Source organism: Wolbachia endosymbiont of Anurida maritima, from assembly GCF_042182995.1.
Taxonomy (GTDB): Bacteria; Pseudomonadota; Alphaproteobacteria; order Rickettsiales; family Anaplasmataceae; genus Wolbachia.
This window is the reverse complement of sequence record NZ_CP102058.1, coordinates 65,799-79,109: the sequence shown is the minus strand read 5'-3', so window position 1 is coordinate 79,109 and position 13,311 is coordinate 65,799. Positions and strand designations below refer to the sequence as shown.

Below are 13,311 nucleotides of genomic sequence, written 5' to 3'. Positions count from 1 at the left end.
AGTTAAACGCATAAAGCAATGCTTTAAACAACTCTTTTTCTTCCTCGGTAAGAGGTTTATCATCGGACTCCCCCTTTCCAGCTACTGATGTATCTCTAAACCGTCGTAATTGCTCTCTGGACAACCAATCTACTTCACGAATAAAACTACGGTCAAGCACGTATTTATCTTCTTCAAGTGTAATTGGAATTTTTTTCATTTCCCCTTCATCAGGAAAACAACTCTGACATGCGTCTTCAAAAGAACATTTATTAAGTCGCTGGCGATCTACCCATTCGTCCTTTTCACGTTTCTCTACCTTTTTGACGGCACTAATGTCAATAGCATCTATGTTTTTCCCAAACTCCCGACTAAAAAAGATTTTTAAGTTAGATAAAGCACCACTACTTATATTAGCAACAACTGTCTTTTTTGGCTCATAATCATTTTGATTTTTCTTGTAATCAGGATCAGGAAAAAATTTAAATGGAAACTCATCGAGATCGTAAGGTTTTCTTGCTTCTTCCTCATCTTTACAATACTCTTCTATTATATAATCTCTTACCTCCTGTAAATATTTCTCTCTATCAACAGCAGGATGGAGTAAACTAACAATTTTCCCATCTTTTGCAAAAAAGTTAGTATGAACACCACCAAGAGTATAATTCATTAAGTTCAATGTATAAAGCAATGCTTTAATCAACTTTTTNTCTTCCTCACTAATGTTAGCACCTGCCTGAGCACCTTTCCATGATGAAGTTCCACTAGGTGTCGGTGGCTGAGATCCTGAAACATTACTACTACTTGGAATAAAAGGAGGCGGAGGCGGAGACGAGAATGACCAACGCTGAGCTGCTGGCGTACTTTTATGTGACTGCATCCACTGATTTCCTGACGTGCTTTGTAATGACCAACGGTTCGGTTGCTGAGTCCAAAGATTAGTACCTAAACCACTATCTTCAGAATGTACAGAAGGAGGTCGTGCATATAGCGGGAGTCGTGGACCACGACTTGAAAAACGTATAGGTCCATTAAAACTCTGCTGTGGGTATGATGAATCACCTGATTGCGTTGGTAGTGGCCATTTATTTCCGGACGTGCTTTGTGGTGACCAAGGGTCATGAGACCAAGCTGCCGACACATTGTGAGCAGCACTTAAAGATTGCGATGATGGCCCTGAAATACCAGGATTAACTACAATAGAACTCATCCGTGCTGATGGACCAGCTACACCTAAATTTACAGGATTGAACAGCAGCCCTGCTTGCCTAGGAAGAGCCGCTTGTGACTGTGATAGTTCAGACGATGGCCCTGGTTTCTCGTCAGAATTTAGACGTCTATTAGGCACTGGCGTCGGTGGAGGAGTTGGAAATACAAATTGCTGACTTCTAAGATCAACTGCAAATTCAAAACGTCCGTTTCTTTCATTATATGCAATTGGAGACTCCATAATTTTAGGAAGTAAAAGAGCAATCTGTTTATTAGAGAAAGCATATATTGATTTTCCAGTAGTGAATTGTGTACTCTCAGTTTTACCTGTAATATCACTTAAAACAATGTCAGATAAAACACTGTAAAATTTTTCCACAATCTTGTCGGCTTCTTCCCTACTTAAAGTCCTCAACTGATCATCTATTCTTCTTACTAAAGGTATGAGGGCAAAACTATGACCATCATTTATTTTCTCTTCATCTGTAAAAACATCATACTCATAGCCATCAACCGAATTTCCTGTCACTTCAAAAATTAGTTCACTAAGAATATTTTTAAAATTTTCAACTTTAGAATCTTCCTTGCCTGGAGTTTTAAAATCAAGCGCTATTCGCTTTTTAACATATCTTGCTATATTCTTGATGACATTAATGTCGGTAATGTCTTTAATATACAACTTATTATCTCTTTGTTCATAAAAGATTGAACTATCATTTAAACCACATCTCTCTAACCTTAGGTTAAATTTTGCAACATATATATTCCTAAATAACTCAAGAAACCGTAAAGGATTTGGATGCCTCATCTCCTTAAAATACCCGTCATCAAAAGATATACAGTATAGATAAGGGGAGAGCTCATCCACTCTTTCTAACTGAACAGACTTTCTCACGCATTTCAAAGCCTCATCTTTCGTCATCCCCATCGTTTTTAGCTCTCCTGTAACTCCTGCTTCCACATGATCCTGAAACTCATTAGCAAAATGAAGCTTCAAGTTATGGATTACTTCACTATCCGTAAGATTTGCTAGCTCTACTACTTTCACATTTTGATTTATAAACTTCCCTTTTTTATTAAAATCGACATCAAAAACAAATGGAAAACAGTTTAATTTATAGAACCCACCTGCTGCCTCTTCATTACTATAGTGTTGTCTTATTATCTCCTCTCTTATCTCCTTCAAATACTTCTTTATATTTCCATCACATCCAAATAAACTAACAATCTTATCATTTTTTCCTTTNCGTTCCACCCTGCACAGCAAAATTAGTATAAATATTATCAGAAAAATAATTATTTAAATTAAACGCATTAACTAGCTCTGTTACAAAAGTTTTTGTTGGCATAACTCTCCCCCATTAAAATGATTACTAAACAACATTACTTATCTTTTACCTTTACTACTGCTAGGACTAGTAGAGCTACTACTACCCAGTTGCGTATCAGGTTTATTACTTCCACGCTCTTGCCTTGCACGTGCCTCAAGCATTACCGGATTAGAACCGGTATATCTTTCATACCTACTGCTTGGAATCCACGAACCATCAGATTGAGGCCCTGATTTGCTTTTTTTATCATTATCATTCGGCATATTGCCCTCCAGTAAAAATATTATGTAACTAATATACTAAAAATAAATTGTAGTGCAAGCACTTTTTTTATATTTTTTAGTATAAATTTTATTCGTCATTTTTATACTCCTGGATTCCAGCGTCACGCGCTACCCTTTCTTGTCATCCCAGTGCCCAGACACTGGGATCTATGAACCCTAGACCACATGCTAGAATGACAAAAAAGAAATCACTGTAATCTAACTACCTCCATGATTATGTCTTTCCTACTGATTGACCTTCTACAAGATTATTAGCTTTTGGACCAGTAAGTTCTGATGAAACTTTTGCTTGAGCATTATTTACAGAACCTTCATTCTCAGCACCATTCCAAACACCCACTTTAAAATTGGCAAGTTCTTTTGCAAATTCAGCACAAGCGTCATCGTTTCTTTGCTCACTAATAGACCTGGTTATATTAGTGGATTTGATTGTTGGTACTTCTTTACTATTAACATCACTCGGATTATCCCTTTCTTTCCTACTAGAAAATTCGGAAGCTCTGTGAACAGCTCTTGGCCCCATCCCCGTCGTATTCGCTGCAGTCTTTGGAGCAGGTGGACACACCTCTTTCTTCGGTTCCTCCTGCTTCGCTTTTTTCTCTTCGTTCACTTTTTCTGGTTTTTGTGAATTTTCATGATACTTTCTTTCAAGCTCAACAAGACGCAATAGATGTTTCAAAGGATCTGACACAATTTCAAGTTCTGGTTTGTTCAGAACAACCGGCCTTACAAATCCGGGTGAAACTTCAAAAAGGAAAACTGGCACTTTAGGTTTTTCTCTTTCATCCACTTTTATTTCTACGTTTTCACGAACTTCTTTAGTTGCTTCTAATGATGTTTTTTCTGCTTTTTTATCTTCTGCTTTATTTGTTTCTTCTGTAGATGCCTCTACCGCAGCCGCTAACTCAACTCCAAACATCTCTGCGAACATTGTAACAATCCATCCGACAACGGCGAGCTGTAACTTTAATTTAAGATTTCGTAGAGCCTCTAGCCTCTCTAACACCCTTGCAAACTCCTCTTCTGATAACTCACCACTGCCCAATTTCTCCTGCAATTCTTTTATCTCTTTGTCCAACCTCTGATCGAAACTTAAATCGCGTGCAAAAATCTTCTTGATTAACTCCTTAAGCTTATCACGCAAAAACTTAATTATCGAAAGAAGCCAGTTTTTTTCTTTCTTCTCCTTGAGCATTTGGTAGATTTTCGGATCATCTACATTTACTTCAAAGAGGTTGAAGAGAGATTCAAAGAAGTTCCAGAAATCTCCCAGCGCTCTTTCACCAGTGAAGTCACCCTCATCATCTCCTTCGGTATGTAGCTCTGCTTGAGATGATATTTCATCGATACAACTAGAGGCCTGACGCTCACACTCGAGCCTTCTGAGTGAATCTTGTCTGGCAAGCTCTTCCATGGTCGCTTTTAGTTCATTTAACTTCTGCTCCGCAGAGAAATCTTGCTCCCTGATTTTTCCTTGGAAGATTGAGCTACCGTTTTCGTTATTATCTGAAAAATTTTCCACCATTTTTACTCCCTTCATAAAACTTAATTCTACAGTACTAAATATTTAAGAAACATTAACGTAAAGATGTCAATAAAATTATTTACATCTTTACACTATATTATATCATACACCATTTAATCTTTCAATAATATTTTTTATTCTTGCTGCTTCTTCAAACTCTAGCATGGGCTTTTTTTTAAATTGGTTAAATCACCCTCATTAATGTTTGTTTTTGCCCCTACCATCACTTTTTCTTGTAAAGTACTTGATATAGGTTTTATCATACTCTTTGGCATAACATTTGCAACAAATTATATTTGGAGTGTATTGAACGAGCCTGACAAGATTTCTCTGCGGAGCAGGAGTTAAATGAACTAAAAGCGACCATGGAAGAGCTTGCCAGACAAGATTCACTCAGAAGGCTCGAGTGTGAGCGTCAGGCCTCTAGTTGTATCGATGAAATATCATCTCAAGCAGAGCTACATACCGAAGGAGATGATGAGGGTGACTTCACTGGTGAAAGAGCGCTGGGAGATTTCTGGAACTTCTTTGAATCTCTCTTCAACCTCTTTGAAGTAAATGTAGATGATCCGAAAATCTACCAAATGCTCAAGGAGAAGAAAGAAAAAAACTGGCTTCTTTCGATAATTAAGTTTTTGCGTGATAAGCTTAAGAGCATGTCTTCAAACTAAGTAGAAAGGAGTTAAGAAGTGTGTTATAAGATATATTTTAAATGTACCCAAGCGATATAAGTGACAAAGAATGGAAGATGATAGAGCAATATTTTGAACCTAAAAAGACCGGCAGACCAAGAAAACACAGTATCAGAACGATTATCGATGCAATAAGGTATGTGATGAGAACAGGCTGTCAATGGAGACAACTACCTAAGAATTTTCCACCATGGAAAACCGTGTATAGTTGTAATTCGCGTTTAAAAAAAAGTGGAATATGGCAAGAAATTCATGATTTTCTAGTTAAAAAACTAAGAAAGATAATTGGTAAGAATGAAACTCCATCAGTAGGAATAATTGACAGTCAATCAGTAAAAACCACTCAAAAAGGGGATCCAGAGGATATGATGCTGGCAAGAAAGTAAAGGGTAGAAAACGCCACATCGTTGTAGATACTCTAGGTCTTGTAATTGCTGCTGAAGTACACAGTGCAAGCATTCAAGATCGTGATGGTGCACTAAATCTTTTTGTTCAAGCCAAATGCAAAGCTCCAACATTACGTAAGTTTTTTGCTGATCAAGGATATACAGGTAAATTGCAAAACCGCTGTTTATTGGAAACTGGATGTTTGTTGACGATTACCAAGAAAGTAGTTGATACAGGATTTCAGGTTATTCCTAAACGTTGGATTGTTGAGAGAACCTTTGCTTGGCTCTCCAATTTTAGACGTATGAGTAAGGATTATGAGCATTCTCCTCTCACTTCAAAAAATAACATCTTTTTTAATATGATCACTATTATGCTTCACAAATTAGCTCATTCTTGAGTTTGAAGACATGCTCTCAGAGGTTAAAGAGTGTCGTACGCAACGCGTAAAGCCACATTTGGTAGAGCATGTTTAAATTTAGGTTTTTAGATATATCTTAACCATCTAAATGGTTTATTAGGGTTGGGGCCAAAGTCCCTGACCCTGAAAGCACTGATGTTAGTTTTTCTCATCCATTGTAAATATTGTACCGTACTATCCACTTGATCATCGTGGCGAGTTTCTGGGAACATTAAAATCTCGTACTCAAAATCATTTAGCCATATTGCTTGCTGTGGCAAAACAACCCTGCCAGACTCTATCACCGGAACAATTTGATAAAATCGAGTGAGTTTGTCATTGTGTGGAATTATTTCAATAATCGGTAGATCGCTATTTGCCTTTAGCTCTTGTGTTAATTGTTGACCACTTGTTTTTGCTTCGATCAAAATTGCGTGTGGCATCCATCTTGCAGCTAGTGACAGAACTTGCTCTTTAAGCTTTGGGTACTCAAGCTTTGCGCGATATACATCAAGTAAATAGAATTTGCTATCTATTTTTGCCCAGGTGGTGCAGACACTAAAGTCGCTGGAATCGTTTGTTGAAACTGCAGTGTCCCAGCTTTGAGTTACATGCGAGAGATTATCAGGGAAATTTTTATAGCGCTTTAGCCACTCTTGTTTTATTATACCACTTGAAAGCGGCAGGGGGTTTTGTTGATATTGCGCAGCAAAAGCGTAGCTCCCGAGTTCAACTTTTATCATCTCAACTTCTTCTCTTCCTCCCTCCAGGGGATATAATAACTCATTTTCTTCTCTTGAATATAAACCTTTTTCTTGTGTCGTAATTGAGTCGATTATCTCCACTTTTTCAGAAATCATTGGCAAACAAATGTGATGCCATATGTTTTTTGGCTTGGATAAGAGGTGCCCGGTTAGGTCTTCCAGGTGCAACCTGTGCATCACAAGCACAATTACTCCTTTTTTTCTATCGTTGAGCCTCGTTACCAAAGTCTGATCGAACCAGTTTGTGGCACGTTTTCTAAATGTTTCACTCAAAGCTTGAGCAGGGTTAAGCGGATCATCCACGATGATGAAATCTCCACCTTCGCCGGTTAATGTTCCTCCAACTGATGTTGCGATTCTGTATCCTCTCTGTACTGTTTGGAATTTGTATTTGGTATTCTGGTCTTTGGATAATTTTACCTCTGGAAACAGCTCTTTATACCAATTGGATTGCATTATGCACCTCGTATCGAGCGAATGTTTTTCGCTAAGCAACTTAGAATAACTTGCAACTATTATTCTTGCAGATGGCTGATTTCCCAGTATCCATGCAGGCCACGCGACACTTACGCATATGGATTTCATTGAACGCGGAGGCATATTGAATATTATGCGCCTTACTTCGCCAACGCTCGCTGTTTCCAGCCTGTCTGCTATGACTTTTATGTACCGATAATCATTATACTCACACCCCGGTACCACTGTTTGAAAGCATAACTCAATGAATTTGAGAAAGTTTATTTTGTTCATGATATAATGTTGAAAGATGTCATCCGAGTAGCTTGACTACTTAGATCTATAGCTAAAGTGGCTTAGGTTTACCTACAATTTGAAAAACAACAAATTCGTCATTCCGCTACTAGTTAGCGCCGCGGCGGTATGACGTAGGAAAACCTTTCTTGGGTTAGCTATATATAATAGAATTTCACTTTCCACTACCTTTCCAGTTGTTTTATACATAATTCTCGAATTTTGAAAATTTGCTCCATGTTATACGGTACGGTATGGTTGGGTAACCAGCTCTCAATAAATTGTTTATGCTTTTCTATTTTATAGCTTCCAAGGTGTTCTGGCTCAATTTTTTCTTCCTCTGTCAGTTTTAATAACATGTTATTTCCTGGAAAAGTTATGTCAATAATTCGATTTTCATAACGAAGGTAGCAGTGCATTTCCGGAATTTGCAACAAGTTATACTCATTTAGAACTGCAGAGATTTTTGGAGTGTTTACTTTACTCATCATAAAAACTGCTATGTGTAACGTCATAGCAACTTCGCACTCAAAACTTAACTCATATATAAGTGCATGCTTTGTGCTGCATGTACCACATTTCTCACTAATTACCGATAAATAATCTGTACGATTGTTATTACGTCCGTAAGGCAGTTTATGTACATATTTTAATGCTTCACGAAATGTAGTAATACCCAGAGTTAAAAAGAGATTTGATATAGGCTTATGATTAGATAAATATATTTGATTTAAGTCATTCATATCATCATTATCTAATTTCTCACTTGTATAAAATTTGTTTTCTTACTTCGAGACCTAATCTACCACAACTTTAATATGGCGCTTCTTTCCTGCAGATAATTTTATAAATGACTGACCTTTAAAGCTCTCAGAATTTATTATGTAGTTAACATTGTTTATAATATTATCATTAACTTTGCACCCATTGCCCTGTATTAAACGCTTTGCAGCGCCTTTCGAAGGTTCAAAACCAGTGTCATGCAGCAGGTCTACTAAAAATATGCCACTTGCAACTTGTTCTTTTTTTATAATGTGATCAGGAAGTAGTGAGCTATCTTCATTCTCAAAAGCAGAGACTGCAGCAGATAGTGCAAGTTCTGCTTCTTTGTCACCGTGACATATTTTTGTCACTTCTGTTGCCAAAACTTTTTTTGCTTCATTTATTTCCTGATCTTTTAAGGATTCTAACTTTTTGATCTCATCAATTGACAAATCAGTGAACAATCTCAAGAAACGTCCGACGTCTTGATCATCAACATTGCGAAAATATTGCCAATAATCGTAAGGTTTTAGCATATCGCCATCGAGCCATATCGCTCCACTTTCAGTTTTGCCCATTTTTTTTCCTTGTGCATTTAACAAAAGAGGTGTGGTAAGGCCAAACAGCTCAGGCAAGTTTAATTTTTTTCCAAGTTCAATCCCATTTACTATATTTCCCCACTGGTCTGATCCCCCTATCTGCAAACGACAGTCATACTTTTTGTTTAATTCAGTAAAATCGTAAGCCTGCAATAACATGTAATTAAATTCTAAGAAGCTTAAGGTTTGCTCTCTATCTAGCCTAGTTTTTACGCTATCGAAACTTAGCATACGATTTACCGAAAAATGCGCTCCTATGTCACGCAAAAAATCTATGTATTTTATGTTATCTAGCCAATCTGCATTATTTACTATAACTGCATCAGTCTTTCCATCATCAAAAGATATCATTTTCTCCAATATTTTCTTTATACTAGATATATTTTCGCTAATATCCTTGATAGATAAGAAGCTTCTTGCTTTATCCTTACCGGATGGGTCACCAATTTTTGTTGTGCCACCTCCAAGTAAGACTATCGGCTTGTAACCAAATTTTTGCAGGTGACGGAGCATCATAATTTGAATTAAACTACCAATATGAAGACTTGGTGCTGTGCAATCAAACCCAATGTATGCGACTATATAATTGCTCTGCAATAATAACTGATCTAGTCCTTCAATGTTTGTACATTGGTATAGGTACCCTTTTTCTTGGATAAAATTTAAAAATTCAGATGCGTGTTTCATGGCTNNTACTTCTGTCAATTGCAGCGATTTTAACCTATAAATCTTACAAATAAAAGAAAGTTAATTCCACAATTCTTCTATTTTATAATACTCCCTTACTTCCGGCTTGAATATGTGAACCATTATGCCTTGAAAACTTAAAACCACCCAATTACCTTCATCCATACCTTCTACATCTATTTTATCATGTGGCTTGAGGCTTTTTATTACGTGCTCAGCCAAAGCTTTAACGTGACGGCTTGAATCACCAGATGCAATAATCATATATTTTGCAATAACGGTTTTATTCTGCACATCAAAAGTTACTATATCATGACCTTTATTTTGATCTATTATCTCTTCAATTGTACTTCTTATCGATTCCATATCGCTAAGCATTGTTTACAGGTTATATGACTCATTTATAATTATATACTCAAAATTTCTAAATATGAACTATTTTCAACGCAACTGTTCGTTAAAGGTATTACCTGCATTTATTTTATCATCATGTTTTTAGCATGTACAATATATATATTTTATATATGATTGAGAATAGCTTTTTACTAGTATTCATCATGGGCAAGACTCTTATCTACTTAATCGGCTTTCCAGGTAGTGGTAAGTTTACTACTGCAAAGGAACTGTGTAAAATCATTGATGCAGTGATAGTAAGCAATAATCTATTCAATAATATTATATTTGATATTGTTAAATTACAAGATGCTGAAGTTCCAGATGATCTGTGGGAAAAGATTTTCGCAGTCAGAGAAAATATGCTAGCAATACTGGAAAAACACTACATAAAATCAAAACATTATATATTTACAAATGAATTGATAGAGGGTGATTCCTATGACCAAAGATTATACAACTCAGTGGTAAATTTAAGTAAAAAAATGGATATGGAAATTCTTCCTATAGTGTTACACTGTAATAACGAAGAACTAGCAAGGCGTATTCACTCAGAGGAGAGATGCTGGGAAAATAAAATTACTGATTCGGATTTTGCCATGAAAAAAATTGAAGGGAAAAGGCTATTTATACCTGAAGGTACACTTGAAATTGGTAACTCAAACTTAAGTGCAAAGGAAGTTGCAGAGAAAATTGTTGAAGAGATGAAGAAAGAAAAAAATGGAAAATTAATTAAGGCTTCTGTAACAAATCATTTAAAAACAGAGCATACTCGTGATTGAGCAGAAAGATAAGTATCGTCCTTGTGTTGGCATAATGCTATTTAACAAACAAGGACATGTTTTTGTTGGTAAACCCTTTCATAGCGAATCTTGTTGGCAAATGCCACAAGGAGGAGTTGATGAAGGTGAAGAATTGGAGCAAGCAGCATTACGCGAGTTACTAGAGGAAGTTGGCACCGATAAAGCAGAAATTATAGCTAAAAACAAAGATTGGATATACTACAACTTGCCTAAAGAAATTATACCAATGTGCTGGAATGGAAAATATTCTGGTCAAAAGCAAAGGTGGTTCTTAATGAAGTTTTGCGGAGAGGATGAGGACATTGATATTAATTATACTGATCATCCAGAGTTCAAAGAGTGGCGTTGGCAAAGTACAGATAGTTTAGTAGCCAGTGCTATATCATTTAAAAAAAGAAGTTTATAAAACAGTGATAGAAGAGTTTTCTTTTATAATAAAAGCCTCAACAATAAGCTCATGATAGTAGATTCCCATTGCCACTTGATTTATTTTTCCGATGATGAAATACCAAAAGTAATTTCAAGGGCAGAGAAAAATGGTGTAAAGGTTTTGCATAACATATGCATAAGCGTTAATGATATTCCTAAGTTATTAGAAATTTCTTCATCCTATGATCAAGTCTATTCCTCTGTTGGTGTACATCCGCTTGATGCTGCTATAGAAAACGGTGAGTGTATACATGTTGATGAATTAGTTGAATTTACCAAAAATCAAAAGGTAATTAGCATCGGCGAAACCGGGTTAGATTTTTATAAATCTAATAATAAAGACAATCAGAAANAAAGTTTTGCATCGCACATAGAGGCAGCAAGAATGACTGGATTACCTTTAGTTATTCACACAAGAAGCTCTGATAATGAGATGATCGATATGTTAAGGTCAGAGATGAAAGCCGGTGCTTTTAGTGGAGTAATGCACTGCTTTGCTTCCTCTAAGGAGCTTGCTTATCAATCTATAGATTTAGGGTTATATATTTCATTTTCTGGAATTATTACTTTTAAAAATGCGAACTTACTCAGAGAAATTGCACAAAATGTACTACGCGAACGTGTTTTGGTTGAGACTGATGCTCCATATCTATCGCCTGAGCCTTATAGAGGAAAAAAGAACGAACCAGCAATGGTGAAATACGTTGTTGATTGTTTGGCAGAATTATGGAATGAGTCACCAGAACAAGTAGCGGAGGTAACCACAAGCAACTTTTTTAGGCTGTTTACGAAACTTAAGGTATCCGTTCAGCCAATGGCGTCAACTTAAGGACACATTTTAGACTTCTTTGTTGAAATAAAACAGCAACAAAAGTGCTGTTTATTGCACTCTTTGGATAATTTAATGATAAAAAATTTAGAGATAAATTTTATACACAATCACTGATATTTTCCCTTAAGTTGACGCCATTGGCTGAACGGATACCTCTTGGGCTCTTTTAGCTATAAATGTNTAAGAAGTTTACCAAACGAANAAAAAGGCAAANAAAATCCCGTAGTGCTGGTTTTGACCCTCTAATACTTTAAATNNTGGCGCTGTAATAATTTGCTAACGCTTAGTTTAAGCGCGATTTGGCTGAATGTAGAAAAAATTTAAAAGACATGCAGCCGCTATAATTTTATGTAATCCGCTAAAAGATACCCTGAGTTTTTACTGAATTTTGTCATTGAGCCTGCAGGTCATAAATACCCTTAGTACTATAATAAGGGGGCTGGCGGAGTTTGTCAAGCAAGTTTTTCTTTTNCCGTGAATTCCCTTTGAAGTCGAGTATTGAAAATTGACTGGAGAGTTGCGGATTACTTTGTATATGTCATAACAAGCCATGGCACTCTCGGCAAAACCACTTAATATTAACTTTAGTTTGCCTGAATAAGTAGCTATATCTCCGATTGCATATATTCTATCTCTACTGGTTTTTAAGGTAGTCGGATCAACAGCTATGCGGCTATGTTCTAACTCTATACCCCAACTGTTTATTGGACCAAGATTCGTTGATAATCCAAAAAATGGCAGCAAAAAATCAGCAGATATTTCTTTTTCTTCTTTAGAGGCAATGTTTTTTACTATCACTGCGCTCAACTGCCAATTACTTCCTGCTAGTTCGTGTAATTGATATGGCACTACAAGTTCTATTTTTCCATCATTTTCAAGTGATTCTAACTTATTTCTAGTTTCAGGAGTGCAACGAAATTCCTTTCTCCTATGTATCACATAAATTTTCTTTGCAACTTTAGAAAGTTCTACAGTCCAATCAGCCGCAGAATCACCCCCCCCTGCAATGACTATAGTTTTATCCTGAAAATCAGAAATCTTATTTACGCTATAAAACACAGATTTATTTTCATATTCTAATATACCACTTAAGGGTGGACGATTAGGCTCAAACATTCCGTTACCTGCAGCAATAATAACAGCCTTACATTTTACCTCTGTGCCTGCGCTGGTTATAATAGCAAAGCTTTGATCAAAGTTGTGCGAAATCTTTTCCACTTTTTGACTTAAATGGTAAACAGGCTTAAATGGCGAAGCTTGCTCCATTAGCTGCTCAATTAATTTTTGGGCAGTAATTACAGGATAACCAGGTATATCATATATTGGCTTTTCTGGGTAAAGAGCTGTGCATTGTCCTCCTGCTTGATCCAAAACATCTATTATATGACATCTCATATCAAGCATTCCCGCTTGAAAAGCAGTGAATATTCCAATAGGCCCTGCACCTATTATTACTATATCAGTTTCCATGTTCAGATGATAATC

At 36.4% G+C, this 13,311-nt stretch carries 10 protein-coding genes and 3 pseudogenes; 6 read left to right on the top strand and 7 right to left on the bottom strand.

Annotated features, from left to right (window positions below):
• Positions 1 to 2,575: 2,575 nt before the first annotated feature.
• Together NOX90_RS00445 and NOX90_RS00440 are read right to left on the bottom strand one after the other, a co-directional pair.
• On the bottom strand, positions 2,576 to 2,782 hold the full coding sequence (locus NOX90_RS00445) for a hypothetical protein (RefSeq protein ID WP_375604149.1): 207 nt from the start codon (positions 2,780 to 2,782) through the stop codon (positions 2,576 to 2,578).
• A 235-nt stretch (positions 2,783 to 3,017) separates the two neighbouring features.
• Positions 3,018 to 4,343 carry a hypothetical protein gene (locus NOX90_RS00440; RefSeq protein WP_375604148.1) on the bottom strand — a complete coding sequence of 442 codons (1,326 nt, stop codon included), beginning with the start codon at positions 4,341 to 4,343 and terminating at the stop codon, positions 3,018 to 3,020.
• A 350-nt stretch (positions 4,344 to 4,693) separates the two neighbouring features.
• Between NOX90_RS00440 and NOX90_RS00435 the strand changes: the two are divergent.
• The 3 genes and pseudogenes from NOX90_RS00435 to NOX90_RS00425 all read left to right on the top strand — a co-directional run.
• Positions 4,694 to 4,987, top strand: a pseudogene (locus NOX90_RS00435) (hypothetical protein); the annotation flags it as partial.
• A gap of 53 nt (positions 4,988 to 5,040) precedes the next feature.
• Positions 5,041 to 5,406 (top strand): transposase, encoded by a 366-nt coding sequence (locus tag NOX90_RS00430; RefSeq protein ID WP_375603639.1) that lies wholly within the window; start codon positions 5,041 to 5,043, stop codon positions 5,404 to 5,406.
• A complete protein-coding gene (locus tag NOX90_RS00425) occupies positions 5,349 to 5,807 on the top strand; it encodes a transposase (RefSeq protein ID WP_375604575.1) in 459 nt (152 codons plus the stop codon). Before NOX90_RS00430 ends, NOX90_RS00425 begins: the two co-directional genes overlap by 58 nt.
• An 86-nt stretch (positions 5,808 to 5,893) precedes the next feature.
• On the opposite strand, the gene terL is transcribed toward NOX90_RS00425, so the two are convergent.
• The 4 genes from terL to rsfS form a co-directional block, all read right to left on the bottom strand.
• Positions 5,894 to 7,321: a phage terminase large subunit gene (terL, locus tag NOX90_RS00420; RefSeq protein WP_375604147.1), complete on the bottom strand. Its 1,428-nt coding sequence runs from the start codon at positions 7,319 to 7,321 to the stop codon at positions 5,894 to 5,896.
• Between the two features lie 185 nt (positions 7,322 to 7,506).
• Positions 7,507 to 8,064: a hypothetical protein gene (locus NOX90_RS00415; protein WP_375604146.1), complete on the bottom strand. Its 558-nt coding sequence runs from the start codon at positions 8,062 to 8,064 to the stop codon at positions 7,507 to 7,509.
• Positions 8,065 to 8,118: 54 nt separating this feature from the next.
• Positions 8,119 to 9,369, bottom strand: coding sequence for a tyrosine--tRNA ligase (gene tyrS / locus NOX90_RS00410; protein WP_375604637.1), 1,251 nt, complete (start codon positions 9,367 to 9,369; stop codon positions 8,119 to 8,121).
• 60 nt (positions 9,370 to 9,429) lie between these two features.
• Positions 9,430 to 9,747 carry a ribosome silencing factor gene (rsfS, locus tag NOX90_RS00405; RefSeq protein ID WP_375604145.1) on the bottom strand — a complete coding sequence of 106 codons (318 nt, stop codon included), beginning with the start codon at positions 9,745 to 9,747 and terminating at the stop codon, positions 9,430 to 9,432.
• 179 nt (positions 9,748 to 9,926) lie between these two features.
• On the opposite strand from rsfS, the gene NOX90_RS00400 reads away from it, so the two are divergent.
• The 3 genes and pseudogenes from NOX90_RS00400 (at position 9,927) to NOX90_RS00390 (ending at position 11,823) form a co-directional block, all read left to right on the top strand.
• Entirely contained in the window at positions 9,927 to 10,544 is a 618-nt protein-coding gene (locus tag NOX90_RS00400; protein ID WP_375604144.1) for a hypothetical protein, read from the top strand.
• 34 nt (positions 10,545 to 10,578) lie between these two features.
• Positions 10,579 to 11,026 (top strand): annotated as a pseudogene (locus NOX90_RS00395) (RNA pyrophosphohydrolase).
• Complete coding sequence (locus NOX90_RS00390) at positions 11,023 to 11,823, top strand: TatD family hydrolase (protein WP_375604143.1); 801 nt, start codon at positions 11,023 to 11,025, stop codon at positions 11,821 to 11,823. Before NOX90_RS00395 ends, NOX90_RS00390 begins: the two are co-directional and overlap by 4 nt.
• 477 nt (positions 11,824 to 12,300) lie before the next feature.
• Here the strand turns inward: NOX90_RS00390 and NOX90_RS00385 are convergent.
• A pseudogene (locus NOX90_RS00385) lies at positions 12,301 to 13,296 on the bottom strand (NAD(P)/FAD-dependent oxidoreductase); the annotation flags it as partial.
• Positions 13,297 to 13,311: the final 15 nt, after the last annotated feature.

What these genes read in the sequence shown, in the direction of transcription:
- NOX90_RS00415 (WP_375604146.1), bottom strand. Translation starts at nt 8,064, where the DNA reads ATGAATGACTTAAATCAAATATATTTATCTAATCATAAGCCTATATCA.
- NOX90_RS00400 (WP_375604144.1), top strand. Translation starts at nt 9,927, where the DNA reads ATGGGCAAGACTCTTATCTACTTAATCGGCTTTCCAGGTAGTGGTAAG.
- NOX90_RS00445 (WP_375604149.1), bottom strand. Translation starts at nt 2,782, where the DNA reads ATGCCGAATGATAATGATAAAAAAAGCAAATCAGGGCCTCAATCTGAT.
- NOX90_RS00430 (WP_375603639.1), top strand. Translation starts at nt 5,041, where the DNA reads ATGTACCCAAGCGATATAAGTGACAAAGAATGGAAGATGATAGAGCAA.
- rsfS (WP_375604145.1), bottom strand. Translation starts at nt 9,747, where the DNA reads ATGCTTAGCGATATGGAATCGATAAGAAGTACAATTGAAGAGATAATA.
- NOX90_RS00440 (WP_375604148.1), bottom strand. Translation starts at nt 4,343, where the DNA reads ATGAAGGGAGTAAAAATGGTGGAAAATTTTTCAGATAATAACGAAAAC.
- tyrS (WP_375604637.1), bottom strand. Translation starts at nt 9,369, where the DNA reads ATGAAACACGCATCTGAATTTTTAAATTTTATCCAAGAAAAAGGGTAC.
- terL (WP_375604147.1), bottom strand. Translation starts at nt 7,321, where the DNA reads ATGAACAAAATAAACTTTCTCAAATTCATTGAGTTATGCTTTCAAACA.